12 protein-coding genes are annotated in these 13376 nt (G+C 66.4%); 5 read left to right on the plus strand and 7 right to left on the minus strand.

What is annotated here, in order from left to right; all coding sequences use genetic code 11:
* Positions 1 to 64 precede the first annotated feature (64 nt).
* Positions 65 to 655 carry a GNAT family N-acetyltransferase gene (locus tag ACCQ05_RS06190; protein WP_372393242.1) on the plus strand — a complete coding sequence of 197 codons (591 nt, stop codon included), beginning with the start codon at positions 65 to 67 and terminating at the stop codon, positions 653 to 655.
* 603 nt (positions 656 to 1258) lie between these two features.
* Here ACCQ05_RS06190 and ACCQ05_RS06195 read toward each other — a convergent pair.
* Positions 1259 to 1942 (minus strand): hypothetical protein, encoded by a 684-nt coding sequence (locus ACCQ05_RS06195; protein WP_372393243.1) that lies wholly within the window; start codon positions 1940 to 1942, stop codon positions 1259 to 1261.
* A 450-nt stretch (positions 1943 to 2392) separates the two neighbouring features.
* Here ACCQ05_RS06195 and ACCQ05_RS06200 point away from each other — a divergent pair, with 450 nt between their 5' ends.
* The gene (locus tag ACCQ05_RS06200) at positions 2393 to 3241 is read left to right on the plus strand and encodes a hypothetical protein (protein ID WP_372393244.1); all 849 of its coding nucleotides are present in this window, start codon (positions 2393 to 2395) and stop codon (positions 3239 to 3241) included.
* Here the strand turns inward: ACCQ05_RS06200 and ACCQ05_RS06205 are convergent.
* The gene (locus tag ACCQ05_RS06205; RefSeq protein ID WP_372393245.1) at positions 3196 to 3768 is read right to left on the minus strand and encodes a sigma-70 family RNA polymerase sigma factor; all 573 of its coding nucleotides are present in this window, start codon (positions 3766 to 3768) and stop codon (positions 3196 to 3198) included. The genes ACCQ05_RS06200 and ACCQ05_RS06205 overlap by 46 nt on opposite strands.
* A 29-nt stretch (positions 3769 to 3797) precedes the next feature.
* A complete protein-coding gene (locus tag ACCQ05_RS06210) occupies positions 3798 to 5402 on the minus strand; it encodes a vWA domain-containing protein (protein ID WP_372393246.1) in 1605 nt (534 codons plus the stop codon).
* A gap of 892 nt (positions 5403 to 6294) precedes the next feature.
* On the opposite strand from ACCQ05_RS06210, the gene ACCQ05_RS06215 reads away from it, so the two are divergent.
* Positions 6295 to 7359: a glycosylasparaginase gene (locus tag ACCQ05_RS06215; protein ID WP_372393247.1), complete on the plus strand. Its 1065-nt coding sequence runs from the start codon at positions 6295 to 6297 to the stop codon at positions 7357 to 7359.
* The gene (locus ACCQ05_RS06220; protein ID WP_372393248.1) at positions 7356 to 8087 is read left to right on the plus strand and encodes a copper homeostasis protein CutC; all 732 of its coding nucleotides are present in this window, start codon (positions 7356 to 7358) and stop codon (positions 8085 to 8087) included. Before ACCQ05_RS06215 ends, ACCQ05_RS06220 begins: the two co-directional genes overlap by 4 nt.
* Before the next feature lie 102 nt (positions 8088 to 8189).
* Here ACCQ05_RS06220 and xopL read toward each other — a convergent pair whose 3' ends face one another.
* On the minus strand, positions 8190 to 9965 hold the full coding sequence (gene xopL, locus ACCQ05_RS06225; protein WP_372393249.1) for a type III secretion system leucine-rich repeat domain-containing effector XopL: 1776 nt from the start codon (positions 9963 to 9965) through the stop codon (positions 8190 to 8192).
* 85 nt (positions 9966 to 10050) lie between these two features.
* A complete protein-coding gene (locus ACCQ05_RS06230; RefSeq protein WP_372393957.1) occupies positions 10051 to 11199 on the minus strand; it encodes a sialidase family protein in 1149 nt (382 codons plus the stop codon).
* A gap of 584 nt (positions 11200 to 11783) precedes the next feature.
* Here ACCQ05_RS06230 and ACCQ05_RS06235 point away from each other — a divergent pair.
* Positions 11784 to 12095, plus strand: a complete 312-nt coding sequence (locus ACCQ05_RS06235) for a RebB family R body protein (protein ID WP_372393250.1) — start codon at positions 11784 to 11786, stop codon at positions 12093 to 12095.
* Between the two features lie 60 nt (positions 12096 to 12155).
* Here the strand turns inward: ACCQ05_RS06235 and ACCQ05_RS06240 are convergent, their stop codons facing one another.
* Both ACCQ05_RS06240 and ACCQ05_RS06245 read right to left on the minus strand, forming a co-directional pair.
* Entirely contained in the window at positions 12156 to 12356 is a 201-nt protein-coding gene (locus tag ACCQ05_RS06240; RefSeq protein WP_372393251.1) for a hypothetical protein, read from the minus strand.
* A gap of 294 nt (positions 12357 to 12650) precedes the next feature.
* Positions 12651 to 13370 carry a M48 family metallopeptidase gene (locus tag ACCQ05_RS06245; RefSeq protein WP_372393252.1) on the minus strand — a complete coding sequence of 240 codons (720 nt, stop codon included), beginning with the start codon at positions 13368 to 13370 and terminating at the stop codon, positions 12651 to 12653.
* Positions 13371 to 13376: the final 6 nt, after the last annotated feature.

Genomic DNA, 13376 nt, shown 5'->3' on the forward strand with positions numbered 1-13376 from the left:
TTTCTGTTTTAGCCGTGTCTCACGCAGACGGCTATCTGCAACAACGCGGTAATGGAGGCAGGCAATGAGCCTGCCGGCGTTTTTGCCGCGGCGGCACGCCGACGGTGTGCTGCTCTGCGACCTTGCCAGCGTCGACCCCGCCGCGGTCGCCGACTATCACGCGCGCAACCGTGCGCACCTGGCCGATGCGATGCCGCTGCGGCCGGAAGCGTTCTACACCGCGGAAGGCTGGAGGAGGCTATGCATCGCCTATCGCAATTCTGTTCCTGGCGAGCGCGAACTGCAGCTGGTGCTGGTCTCGGCGCAGCAGGTGATCGGCACGGTGGGGTTTACCCAGATCCAGCGCGGTGCGTTTCAGGCCTGCCATCTCGGCTATGGTCTGGATGCCGCGGCGCAAGGCCGTGGCCTGATGCATTGGGCTGCCACGCAGGGCATCGCGTTCGTGTTCGGTCCGTTGGGCCTGCACCGGGTGATGGCGCAGTACGTGCCGGAGAATGTGCGCAGCGCGCAGGTGCTGGCGCGGCTGGGCTTCCAGATCGAAGGCCGCGCGCGGCGTTACCTGCAATTGAATGGGGTATGGCGCGACCACGTGCTCAGCAGCCTGTTGCGCGAGGACGGTGAGGCTGGCGAGAACGGTGAGCTGGCCGAAGGCTGAGTGGCGCAGCGAAGGCGTGCGGTTTGTGAGGTCTCTGGCTGTGGTTGTGCGTTGCGCGTTGGCCGGCGATCGCTGAGGCCCGGAGTCGCGTTGCACCGGTGCGTCGATGCCGGGACGGCGCGCTGAGGATGCACTGCGTGACCCTGCCTTGGCCTGAACTTTGGTGGACTGCGCGCTATGATCGGCGCCTTCAACGGCCAAGCGTGCCAATGAGCTGCCGTACTCGATGGATGGGTGGCACCAACGCCGGGACGCACGCGCATCGACGCGCTGTGACCTGAAGGTGGAACACGTGTGTGCGGATGCGCTGGGCTTGGATATTGCCGCCGCCCGCCGCCCGCATGCATGCAGCGGGTCGCTGCAAGCTCAACTGTCGTCATCGATCCTCTGCGCAACAGCGAACCGCACGGGTCCAATACATCGGTGCGCACTGCGCTACACGCTTTGCTCTTGCGGTGGCACGGATCAGCAGTTGCTGCCGAACGGCTGCGGTTGGCCTTCATGACCAAGCGGCGTCCACAGCCACTGTACGATTGGTCCACGCCGATTCCGGGCAGCGGCCCTGCCAATCTGGCGGCCGAAACCCAGCTGCAGGCGCCGGGCTCAATCGGTGCTCAGGGCGACCTGCACTTCGATGCGCAGGCGATCATCCGGTAGCTGCGCATTGGACGCGATCTCGATCTGCGTGGACCAACCGCGATCGCGGCAGGCGGTACGCAGCTGGTCCACCCAGCGCCTGACGTCAGGTGCATCCGGTGTGGCGGCTTCGAGACGCAGCCTGGTCGGCGCTCGCTGGCCCGCACGCAGATGGTGATCGATCCATTCGCCTGGAGTGCTCGACAGTGGCAGCAACTGCACTGCCGCGGCAGATGCAGCGCGCTGCTGCGCGGTGTCGGATGTCGCAAGCCTGCTGGCCGAGATCGGTTGTGACGCCGCTGCTTCGCCCGGCATTGCAGCAGTGTCGTCTGCTTGCCGCCGCTGGGCCGCGGGGGCCTTCAGTGGAGCCGTTTTCGGCGCAGTGCGCGATGGCAGTGCGGAAGGCTGAGTGGCTGGAGCGTCATTGTCAGCCTGGATGGGCGGTGTCGACTTGCCGGCCTCGGCGAGTGATCGCTGCTGGGTGTCGATTGCCGGCAGGAGTGCGCCGGGGACGTGTGCCGATGGGGGAGCCGCTGCGTTCGGCCGCTCCTGCGTGGTCTGTTGCGCGCTGCCGTTGGCGATCGCGACAGATTCCCGCTCGGCAGACAGGGACCGAGCGGCGTCGAGATCCGGGCTGGTAATGGCTGCCATCGGGGCTGCAGGCATCGATGGGGCCGGTGCAGCGACCATCGGTTCCGGCAAGGCTGCAGCCGGCGCGGGCGGTGCCGGTGGAGCGGGCGAGGCAGACGGCGCTGGACTCTGGGGAGCGGCGAATCTGTCTGACGGCGGTGCCGATGCAGGGCGTGGCATGGATGCCAATGGTGGTGGCATCGGCGAGCGTTCTGCGACCAAGCCGCTTTCGAATGCAGATGCAGAATCAGACTCGGCCGGGCTTGCCGCCACCGACCCAGCCTGCGGTTCATTGGTCTGGTCTGCAGGCTCCTGGACGGCGACGCGTGCCGCCTCCATGGCCGGCGCGGGCACCGGTGCGTTGGCCTGCCAGTGCAGCCCGACACCCACGGCCAGGATGACGGAGGCAGCCAGCGCCAGCGTCGGCATCCAGCGTTGTCGGCGCGCGCGCCGCACCTCCGGTGTTGCCGCATGCAGGGTATCGGCTGCTGCCGTAGCACCGTGCGTTACGGCCTTGGCCGTTACCTGCGACGTTCCGACGGCCTGTGCCGCGCTCTGTGCGCGATCGCCCGGCGCAGGACTGGACACCTCAGCGTTCGCATCCTGCGCAGCTGGCTGACTGTCATCGGCCGACGCAGCCGCTTCAGCGCCGTCGTGCCGATACCGTGCATCGCCATCGGTCGATTCGGTGCCGGTGGCCGGCGGCTGCAGCTGCTGCAGCCATGCACGCGTCGCGTCCTGCACGGGTGCGCCCAGCGCCTGCGTCGCATCTTCGCCGGCACCGAGGCGCGCCTGGACGGCGGCGCGCCGTGCGGCCTGCGCCAGGTCGGCCTGTGCGGCTGCCGCAGCAAACACCGCGGCCATCGATGCTGGCGGTTCGAACGGCTGCGCCGTTGTGTTGCGCGAGCCGTCGGCCGGCGTTGCGGTGTGGGGTCTGCCAGCCTGCACTGCCGATGCGACAAACGGGGTGTCCATCGATGCGGGCGGCTCGAATTGTCCGGCCTGTTGCGTGGCCGCATCGCGCGCGCCTTCCGCGGGCGGCGTGGCTTGCGTCTGATCGGATTGCGCAGCCGACGCGGCAATCGGCGCGCCCATCGACGCTGGCGGTTCGAACTGCGCGGCGTCTTGCGCGGATGTGTTGCGTGCGCGTTCGGCCTGCCGCGCGGCCTGCGCAAACCAGGCATCCATGCGCGCAGGCGGCAGATAGCCCGGCTGGGCCTGCAGCAGTGCAGCCAGGCCGTCGTCGCCAGCCAGAAAGCGCTCGAAGGCCGCGCTCATTGCACTGCGTCCAGGCTCAGGCGCAGTTTGGCGAAGGCGTAACGCAGGCGGCTCTTGACCGTCTCGAAGCCGTCGCCCACCACCTGCGCGATGTCTTCCACCGCCAGCCCGACGAAGAAGCGCAATACCACCACTTCGCGCTGGGCATCGGGCAGGGCCATGACGGCGGCGCGCACGCGCTGTTGCTGCTGCCCCAGCATGGCCAGCTGCTCGGTGGACAGGTCGTCGTCGGGCAGCTGCAGGTGGGTGTCTTCCAGCGGTACCGAGGTGGCGACGTAGGCGCTGCGCCGCGTGTCGAGCCAGGCATTGCGCGCGATCTGGAACAGGAAGCTGGTGAAGGCGGCCTGCCCCGGGCGATAGTCGCTGCAGCGGGTCATCAGCTTGACCCAGGTTTTCTGCGCAAGGTCTTCGGCCTCGCTCAGATTGCCTTCGCACTGCCAGGCCAGGAAGTTGAACAGGGCGCGGTTATGGCGCTTGAACAACTCGGTGGCCGGTTGTTCGACAAAGCCATTGGCGACGAGGAGCATGAGCTCCTCGTCGGGTAGCGGCGCAAGATCGGCTGGATGCATGCGCGCAGTATAGGCAACCGCCGCGTGCATCAGTCCGCGGTTGCGAGCGGCCGGCTGCCGAGTGCTTCGGCCTGCTGCACCATGCGCAGGAAGTCGGCGCGATACCCGTAACGATCCTTGCCGATACTGCCTGCGGCCAGGGCGCGCACCTGCGGGAAATCCCAGCCGTGCAGCTGGCTGCCACCGCGCAGGCGCTGGCCGAAACCGGCCACGGCGGCAGAGAATCGGAAGGCCTCGCTGGAGGCATCCAATGCCACTTTCTGGTCGCTGCGGATGACGGTGTCGAGCAGGCTGCTGCGGTGCGCGCTGGGCAATTTGTAGCGCAGCTTCAGGTGGGCAAGTTCGTTGTCTGCGTTGCCGGCCGGACGCAGCAGGCTGGCGGCGTAGCGCAACGGATCCACCGACGCGGGGCTGGTGATCGGGGTGATTTCATACAGCGCGGTCACGCTGTGGCCGGCACCGATGTCGCCGGCATCGACCTGGTCGTTGTTGAAGTCCTCGCGGCGCAGGGCACGATTCTCGTAGCCGATCAGCCGGTACTCCTGCACCGTTGCCGGATTGAACTCGACCTGGATCTTGACGTCGCGCGCGATGGTCTCCAGCGTGGCGCCCAGTTCGTGGGTCAGTACCTTGCGCGCTTCCAGCGGCGAGTCGATATAGGCGTAGGCACCGTCGCCGGCATCGGCCAGTTGCTCCATCAGAGTGTCGTTGTAGTTGCCGGTGCCGAAACCCAGCGTGGACAGCGCCACGCCGGAACGCCGCTTTTCGGCCACCATGCCCTTGAGCGTATCGAAGTCGGTGACGCCGACATTGAAGTCGCCATCGGTGGCCAGCAGGATGCGATTGATGCCGCCGCGCAGGTAGCTTTGCTGTGCCGCGCGGTAGGCCAGCTCGATGCCGCTGGCACCGGCGGTGCCGCCACCGGATTGCAGGCTGTCGATGGCTTCGACGATGCGCCCCTGCTGGTTGCCCGGCGTCGGCGGCAACACCACCGCGGTGCTGCCGGCGTAGGTGACCAGGGTGATGCGGTCCTGCGCGCGCAGCTGGCGCGTCAACAGCTTGAGCGAGGATTGCAGCAACGGCAGCTTGTCGGGCGCGTCCATCGAGCCGGAGACATCGACCAGGAACACCAGGTTGGCGGCCGGCAGCGCAGTGGTCTGGACATCGCGTCCATTGATGCCGATGCGCAGCAGCAGGTGCTTGCCGTTCCAGGGCGCGGGCGCCAGTTCGGTGCGTACCGCGAAGGGCTGGCCATCGCGGGGCGCGGGGTCGTCGTAGCGGAAGTAGTTGATCATCTCTTCCACGCGCACCGCATCCACCGGCGGCAGGCTGCCAGCGGTGAGATAGCGCCGCACGTTGCTGTAGCTGCCGGTATCGACATCGATGCTGAAGGTGGACACCGGGTTGTCCGCGGCCTGCACGATCGGGTTGTCGCTGAGGGTCTGATAGGTTTCGCGGTTCTCGGCCGGGGCGGCCGGTGGCGCCTGCATGATCATGCTGCGGCTCTCCGGGAGTGCCATCAGTGCCGCAGCAGGCGCTTGCCGCGCCAGCGCGCCGCTGGGCATCGGTGCGGGCCGCGCGTGTACCGGTGGCGCTGGGGGGGCGGGCGTGTACGCGACCGGCGGAGACGGCATGGGCAGGTCAATAGGCGTGTATGCGATGTCGTCGGTGTAGGGGGACGGCGCCGCTGCCTCGGGCGATGCGGGCGGGTCGCCGACGACGGGTGAGGTGGGTTCGTGCGAGCAGGCGCTCAGCAGCAAGGCGAGCGCGAGAAGGCTGTGACGTGGCATGGGAATCCTTTGCGTGGCGAGAACGAATGGGTGAACAACCGGGCAGCCCGAGGTCGCCGTGCACTGCGCCTCTGCAGGTGAAACGGGCCAGGGCGGCAAACGGGGTTAAACGGATGCAGTTTTTTTTTGAAGCACGGCCGTGGCGCTCAATGGCCGTCGGCGGGAGTGGCTTGGCGCTGTCCGACGGGTTTGCGGATTCGGCTTGGCGGCGCGTGGCGGGCGCAGCCGCGCTGGTGGGTTGACGTGCGTTGAGAATCCGAGACGGGTCGTGGCATTTGTGCAGTCCGCCTTGGTTCGCGCAGGTGATGTCCTGGGAGCAGAGGGTGTGTGCGTCGTCCACGGATCAGATCGCTATCGGCTCGCGTCTGGCGATTGCACGCGGTGGACCGGAGGCGTTGCGCTTGCTCGCCCGATGCCTTGCCTCCGTATTGGCGGCAGGTCCTGGCATACGCCATCGACGCAGCAGTCAGAGCGCAGGTCCGCCATGGCCGACATCCGCGTGCCCGCGCCCACTGGCCTGCATCGACGTCCGTGCAGGCTGTCTGCAGCAACAGCGCTGGCCGAAGTTGCGACCTTGCGAAAGCAGGTGCGGCCGCGCGCATCATGCCTGCGGGCGTTATGCCTCAATCCGCATCGCGGCGCGGGGTAATGCGGTTTATCCGCGGGCGTCGCTGCCGCATGATGGGAGGCTGCGGCGCAGTGCGCGGCATCTGTTTCCGTTACGGAGTTCGCCTGGATGATTCAACGTCGTCATTTCCTCAAGAGCGCCACGCTGGGCGCCATCGCTTCCGGCCTGGCCGGATGGGGCGCGCGTGCGCAGGCCGCGGCCGCGGGTACGTCGGCGGTACGTCCCGCAGCGTTGCCCAAAGGCCAGGCGCGGGTGATTTCCACCTGGGATTTCGGCGTGGCCGCCAACCAGGCCGCGTGGAAGCTGCTGAGTACCGGTGGCATGGCGCTGGATGCGGTGGAGGCCGGTGTGCGCGTGCCCGAAGCGGATCCGAACAATCCCACGGTGGGCCTGGGCGGGTATCCGGATCGCGATGGGCGGGTGACGCTGGACGCCTGCATCATGGATCACCTGGGCAATTGCGGCGCGGTGGCGTCGCTGGAAGACGTGGTGCATGCCATTTCGGTGGCACGCGCGGTGATGGAAAAGACCCCGCATGTGATGCTGGTGGGCGACGGCGCGCGGCAGTTCGCGCTTGCGCAGGGTTTTCCGCAAACCAAGCTGCTGACGCCGAGTTCGGAAGCGGCGTGGAAGCAATGGCTGAAGACTTCCCAGTATTCGCCCGAGGCCAACGTGGAAAACCGCGCCTGGCGCGACGCCAAGCTGCCCGGCGGCAAGGACAACCACGACACCATCGGCATGATTGCACTGGATGCGCACGGCAATCTGTCCGGCGCGTGCACCACCAGCGGCATGGCGTGGAAGATGCACGGGCGGGTCGGCGACAGCCCGATCATTGGCGCCGGCCTGTATGTGGACAACGAGGTGGGCGGCGCCACCTCCACTGGCGTGGGCGAAGAGGTGATCCGCAATGTCGGCAGCTTTGCGGTGGTGGAAATGATGCGCCAGGGCAAGTCGCCGGCCGATGCCTGCCGCGAGGTGGTGATGCGCTTGATCCGCCGCAAGCCGGAGCTGACGCGCACGCTGCAGGTGGGATTCCTGGCGATGAACACGCGTGGCGAGGTGGGCGCCTTCGCGATCCAGAAGGGCTTCAGCTACGCGGTCTGCGATGCGCAGCGGCAGGATCTGCTGGTGCCCGGCGACAGCCACTACACCACCGAGCCGGCCGCATGAGCGCGCTGGGTCTGGAAGTGGCGGCCGATTCGGTGGCATCGGCCGTGGCCGCGCAGGACGGCGGGGCGATGCGGGTGGAGTTGTGCGGCGGGCTGGATGGCGGTGGGCTGACGCCATCGTTCGGCACCCTGGCGGTGGTGCGCGCGCGCTTGCGGATTCCGCTGTATGTGCTGATACGCCCGCGCTTGGGCGACTTCGTGTTCAGTGCCGATGAGGTGGAGGCGATGCGCCGCGATGTGCAGCAGTGCGTTGCGCTGGGCTGCGATGGCGTGGTGCTGGGCGCGCTGGATCGGCATGGCCAGGTCGATATGGAGACGATGCGCGTGTTGATCGAGGCGGCTGGCCCGCTGGGCGTGACCTTCCATCGTGCGATCGACGTCAGTGCCGAACCTGCGCGCGCGCTGGAAGATGCGATTGCGCTTGGCTGCGAACGCGTGCTGACGTCGGGCGCACGTGCGAGTGCGCCGGAGGGAATCGACACCATCGCCGCGTTGGTGCGGCAGGCAGGTGGGCGCATCGGCGTCATGCCGGGTGCCGGGCTATCCGAGCACAACATCCGCACCGTACGGCAGCATACCGGCGCCCACGAATTCCATGCGTCGGCGCGAGGCATGATCGCCGCCCAGGTGCCGTCTCCGCACCCGTATATCCGTGACCTGGGCGGAGACTATCAGCGGACCGATATCGTGCGGGTACAAAGGATGGTGGACGCGTTGCGGCAAGAGTGAAACACGCCCAACGGATCGTTCGGCCACGGGAGGCGCCGCCCGACCTGCTCAGGCACGACGACGGCGATGCCCGATTGGCCGCTCTGCATGTGGCGTTTGCCGCTATTGATGGTGTGAAGGTTCCGAGGTTGTGTGCTGTTCGCTATCTGCGTCGTCGCCGACCTGCTCGGGAATGTGCAGTGGGAAGGAGGGAAAGCGTTCCCGTTCTTCGGGGTATGCATCGACAATCAACTCCCGGGTCTTCCACATCTGGACTGCCCTGGCCAGCGTCTCTGCATTGAGCTGGCTTGCTTGGTGATAAACGAACTGCCCGAGATGATCGACGATGCCCAGGTGCGCGCTCTTCTGCGCCTTCCAGTTGCTGACGTTCGTGTAGTGGCTGCGGAGGCCTTCCTCGGACGGGTCTTCGACTCTGGGGGATGGGCCTGCGATGTCGCTCACCCGTGCCAGGAAATGACCATCCCTGCTTTCCTCCAGCATTTTCTTCAATGCCGGGATCTGACCGAAGGTGGTGGGAGTTCCTGCGTCGCGCTCTTGTGGAAGATAGGAGGGGGCGCCTTCCAGAAAGGGATTTCTTTCCTGATCGATGACCGTGCTCAGCATGGCCTGTGCGGTGGCTTCGATGCGTTCGAGCGCAACCTTGTGCAGAGGTTCGGTTGTGGGCGCCGAGGAGGATGCGCTGGCTTGATTGCCGGCAACAGGTGGCGAGAGATCCGGGGGGGCTGGGCCAGTCTGCCCTGGTTCGGCGGGGCGTGCAATCAGACGAAGACGGTCGAGTTCGGCCTGTAAATGCGGCGGCAGCCGGATCGTGCAACTGGCAGGTAATCTGGCGATCGACGAGGGCAGTCTGGAGAGATTCTCGCAGCCTCGCAGGTCGAGTTCTTCGAGTTGCGTCAGGCGGTGAATGTCCAGCGGCAGGGTGCGCAGGTTGCTGCAGTCTTTCAGACGCAGTCGTTTCAATGGCGCACTGCCGCCAAAAATCGGCGGATAGTTGCACAGCGCTGTGCAGCCTTCCAAATCGAGTTCTTCCAGCCTAGGCATTCGATGGATGGCCGGGGCAAGGTTGGACAGCGGCGAATTGCGTATCTGTAGGGTTTTCAGGTTTTGCAGGCCGGTGATGGAAGCCGGAAGCGATGTGATCCCGGTCCCCACCAGCTGCAGCTTCTGCAGGTTGACCAACCCCTCGTGCTCGCCGGATGCATTGGTGCTCGCCAGGCGTTCGGGAAGTTCCTTCAATTCCGGGCAGGAAAGGATGGAAAGCTCACGCAATCGGCTGAGGCTTGCGATGGATGCAGGTAGCGAGTCAAGCGGATTGTGCGCAAGCGTCAGTGTTTCCAGGCTCGCGAATTGCTGCATGGTGGCCGGAAGCTCCATCAACCCCGCTGCGTTGATCGTCATGTGCTGCAGATGAGAAAGACGGTATGCCTGATCGGGAAATTGCGGAAGGGGAACTGAGTGCAGCTCCAGCGCTACCCGCCCCGGTAGGGTTGCGTCTTCCAGCATGTCGGCTGTTGCCTTGAGCGCCCGGGCCGTTCTTGTTTCGACCTGCGGATCGTTGCTGTTGGCCTGGCGCCATGCGCTGTGCCAGCGGCTGCGATCTGCGCGGTAGTGTCGTTGCCATTGCGACAGGACGTCGCGGTACGGGCGAAGCGCTGTGGAGCGCTGCAATGGTGAAGCGCCAACGGTCGGTGGCACACGGGGGCGACCGGACCGGTAGCCAGGCACATATCTGATCAGGCCGCCGAGTATGCCGGTAGGGCGTTCGGGCGCGGAGTGTGCGGGTGGGACATCGCGCGCGGGTGCATTCGCATTGGACGCATCCTGCTCTGGCAGTCCGACAGGCGTGCCCGGCGGGCGTGGTTGATCGACGCGTCGCATCGCATTCCTCGTCTTGGCGGTAGCTCACCGACGATGATCGGCATGCAACGCTACTGGCGAATCCGTGGAGGCGAAGCCACCGTCATCACGACGAAGGATCGGCGACGTGGCCGCATGCCGTTGTGCAGCGCTCAGACTGCGTTGCGGGGGCGGGCGCCTGGCAGGGGCCGCATGCGTCGATTCGCGTGGGATCGAGTAGCACATGCTTGATGCGCTGGCGCCTCCATGTGTAGCTGATGTGGACCAGCCCATCGCGGGTCTGGATCGCGGCAGGATACGAAAATTCGTCCTTGGCGCTGTCTTCCAGCGTGAGCACTCGCTGCCAGTGCACACCATCGTCCGATAGTGCCACCGCCAACGTGCCGCGTCCCTCCCACCAGTTGTTGCCGGCAATGGCGGGGTTGTAGACCAGCAAGGCGCGGCCGTCGCGCAGCAGTACCGCGTCGGTGCCGGAATTGGGATTTTGCACATCCAGCAGTTGCATCGGTTGCCAATGCAGGCCGCCATCGTCGGAGAAGATGCTGAAGAGCTTGTTCTGCTGGCTGCGGCCCAGCGCCTGCACGCGTCCATCGGCATGCAGCAACAGGCTGGGCTGGATCGCGCCGATCACGCCCGGGTCGTTGAGCGGCATGCCGCGCTGCCAGTGCGCGCCATCGTCGTCGCTCCATTCCAGATGCGCGCGCCAGCCGCGGTCTTCGCTGCTGCTGGGCGCCAGGATGCGCCCGCCCGGCAGCTGCACGGGCTTGTTCTTGATCGGCCCAAGGATGCCGTCCGGCAAGCGCTGCGGTGCCGACCATGTCGCGCCGCTGTCCATGGAGGTGAGCCGCAGCCCCCACCACTGCCGCGGGTTGGGGCCGAGTTTGTAATACAGCTGCACCGGCCCGCTGGTTGATTGGAACAGCACCGGATTCCAGGCCGGCACATCGACACCGTGCTTGCCGGCATGCGCGCCATCGGCGATGCGTTGCGGGGCCTGCCACTGCTGCGCGCCACGCCGCGCCAGCCAGATGCCGACGTCGGGCGCACCTTCGCGCGTACCGCCGAACCAGGCCGCCAGCAGCTGCCCATCGCGGGTTTCCAGCAAGGTGGAGGCATGCGCCTGTGGCGTAGGGGCAGGGTCGGCGATGAATTCGCTGCGCACGATGGGCGACGCCGGAGAAGAAGGAGAGCCTGCCTGCGCGCTGCAGGCAGCAAGACTGGCAACAAGGCAGGTCAGCAAGCGCGTGGAAAACATCGGGGTCCCGTGCTGTATGGAGTGCATGGAGACCTGTTTAGCATCTATTGCATACCTGTGCTCGGGAGCGACTGGCAGAACGATTGTGGCGTCGGCGCTCGAAATCCTCATGGACCAGTCGGACACTCCGACTCCGGGTGCGCCGTCCGCATCCAGCCGAGGTCTGCCCGCGGTGCTCCGTCTGGCCGTGCTCGGTCCTCCCCTGCAGTCGTGGCCGACCATGCGCGGCCGCCAGCGAGGCAGCAGGCAGGAAAGGTGCGGGCGTTGGCATGTCTCTGTCGTCGCGGCATCACCACGCGCCCACGTACGCCGATGTCATGGTGTTCTGGAAATTTTATGCCGCGCAGCCGATGGCGCTGACCTCGCACGATAGCCCGATCGCCCGGTGGTGCCTGGACGACACACCGGTGCTGCGACGCGCGTTGCGAAGCTGCATGGCACCGATTCAGCCCTGCGCGTGTGCGCCGCTATCGGAACGGCACCGCAGTGCGCCGCACCCTGGCCGGTGAATCGCGACGCCGCGCGCAGGCCGTTGGCGGCCAGGGCGCATCACCTCGTGCATTGCGTCCACTCAGGAGCCGAGCATGGTCTTTCCAGCTGCAGTCAATGACCAGATTACCGACGCCGTCACCCGGTCCAACGTCGAGGTTGCAGGCAAAGCGCCGGCGATTGCGCTGGGCTCGGCCTACCAGGCCGTGGCGCACGCTACCGATGTCCTGTTCCAGAACGCCGTCGCGGCGCAGCAACAGCAAAACGCCCTTGCGCGGGCGCAGGGCGTGATGGAGGTCGATGGCATGGACACCCGCGCGGCCGCCGGTGCCGGCGGAAAGATGGCGCAGACTGGCGTGGCCGGTGACCTGACCAGCCTGCTCACGGTGCTTCAGGCGTTCAAGTGAGCCAGCGAACGACTGGCGATTGCAGATTGCGCTCGCCAGCGGTTCGCGTGTTCGGCGTGCTCAGGCCGCGTTGTCGTCGCGGACCTGCGGCGGCAACAGCGTCTGCGGCTTCTTTGCCGATTCGGTCTGGCACAGGAAGGCCATCCGGTGCGCCGCCTCAGTGCTGTCCATGGGCTTGCCGTGGACCTGCTCGGCGAACGCCTGCTGGGTGTACTCCGCATCGGCGGGAACGGAATCTTGCGTAACGGTGGACGAGGACATGCAACGCTCCTGGAACCTGCAATCAAGCCGTCAACGTCGCAAGCAAGCGCATCCGTAACGGGGTCAGCCGGTGATCTTGCCTGGAATCTGGTCCGCCCGATACATCCACGGTAGCAGGCGGCGCGGCGGCACCGGACGTTCTGATAACGGCGGCACGCGTCGCGGCTGAAGGGGGCGACGGAAATCTGCCTTGGGCGGCGTTAGGCCCTGGCTTCCTGGGCAGGCGCCGGGGGCATTCCCAACTGGTGCATCGCCACCGTCGGGTGAACGCTCAGCTTGCGGTGGAAATACCTCTCACTGACGTAGTGCAAGCTCCGCTAGGCCATCCAGGCGACGCTTTACATTCCGCCAGTCGGGCATATGCGCGTCGAGCAATCGGTAGAAGCCCTTGCCGTGGTTGTGAAGCTTCAGGTGACACAGCTCGTGGAGGATGACGTAGTCGATGCAAACCGTGGGGACACGGATCAGTGCCAGATTCAGGCTGATCCTGCCCAGAGGCGAGCAACTGCCCCATTGCCGCTGCATCGTTCGCACTGCGAGGGGCGGTGGCTGCCTGAGCCAGCGTAGATGCGCGGCCATGTCGGCGACGCGCTGCGGCAACACCTGTCTGGCACGCTCGCGCTGCCACCGGTCCAGCGCGGCGCGTACCGCCTCGGGCGCCCGGCTGGTGACGCGTATTTCGATATAGCCGCCACGCAGGCGCACGCCGTTCTGCTCTGCGTCAGGGATCACCTTCAGCCGATAGCGTCTGCCCAGATGCAGCACGGTTTCGCCACTGACGTAGGCGTAGGGCGTGACGTGCCGCAGGCGGCTTTCGATCGCAGTCAGGTGCAGGTGAATCCAGCGTGCACGCCGGGTGAGGGCCTGTCGTATCTGTGCGTCGGTTGCCTGCAGCGGCGCATCCAGCCGGACGCGACCATCCGGCTCCACATGGATCGCCACGCGCGTGATGGGTCGGGTGGGGGAACGGTGGATCTGGCAGCGAATAAGGCGCTCGCCATAGGTCACCACCATGTGGGC

The organism is Xanthomonas sp. NCPPB 3582, from assembly GCF_041475735.2.
Classification (GTDB): Bacteria; Pseudomonadota; Gammaproteobacteria; order Xanthomonadales; family Xanthomonadaceae; genus Xanthomonas; species Xanthomonas codiaei.

Excerpts from the sequence above, each read along its gene's own strand:
- ACCQ05_RS06245 (WP_372393252.1), bottom strand. The coding sequence starts at position 13,370 with ATGGTGGTGACCTATGGCGAGCGCCTTATTCGCTGCCAGATCCACCGT.
- ACCQ05_RS06205 (WP_372393245.1), bottom strand. The coding sequence starts at position 3,768 with ATGCATCCAGCCGATCTTGCGCCGCTACCCGACGAGGAGCTCATGCTC.
- ACCQ05_RS06190 (WP_372393242.1), top strand. The coding sequence starts at position 65 with ATGAGCCTGCCGGCGTTTTTGCCGCGGCGGCACGCCGACGGTGTGCTG.
- ACCQ05_RS06200 (WP_372393244.1), top strand. The coding sequence starts at position 2,393 with ATGCAGGGTATCGGCTGCTGCCGTAGCACCGTGCGTTACGGCCTTGGC.
- ACCQ05_RS06240 (WP_372393251.1), bottom strand. The coding sequence starts at position 12,356 with ATGTCCTCGTCCACCGTTACGCAAGATTCCGTTCCCGCCGATGCGGAG.
- ACCQ05_RS06215 (WP_372393247.1), top strand. The coding sequence starts at position 6,295 with ATGATTCAACGTCGTCATTTCCTCAAGAGCGCCACGCTGGGCGCCATC.
- ACCQ05_RS06220 (WP_372393248.1), top strand. The coding sequence starts at position 7,356 with ATGAGCGCGCTGGGTCTGGAAGTGGCGGCCGATTCGGTGGCATCGGCC.
- ACCQ05_RS06210 (WP_372393246.1), bottom strand. The coding sequence starts at position 5,402 with ATGCCGTCTCCGCCGGTCGCGTACACGCCCGCCCCCCCAGCGCCACCG.
- xopL (WP_372393249.1), bottom strand. The coding sequence starts at position 9,965 with ATGCGACGCGTCGATCAACCACGCCCGCCGGGCACGCCTGTCGGACTG.
- ACCQ05_RS06230 (WP_372393957.1), bottom strand. The coding sequence starts at position 11,199 with ATGTTTTCCACGCGCTTGCTGACCTGCCTTGTTGCCAGTCTTGCTGCC.
- ACCQ05_RS06235 (WP_372393250.1), top strand. The coding sequence starts at position 11,784 with ATGGTCTTTCCAGCTGCAGTCAATGACCAGATTACCGACGCCGTCACC.
- ACCQ05_RS06195 (WP_372393243.1), bottom strand. The coding sequence starts at position 1,942 with ATGGCAGCCATTACCAGCCCGGATCTCGACGCCGCTCGGTCCCTGTCT.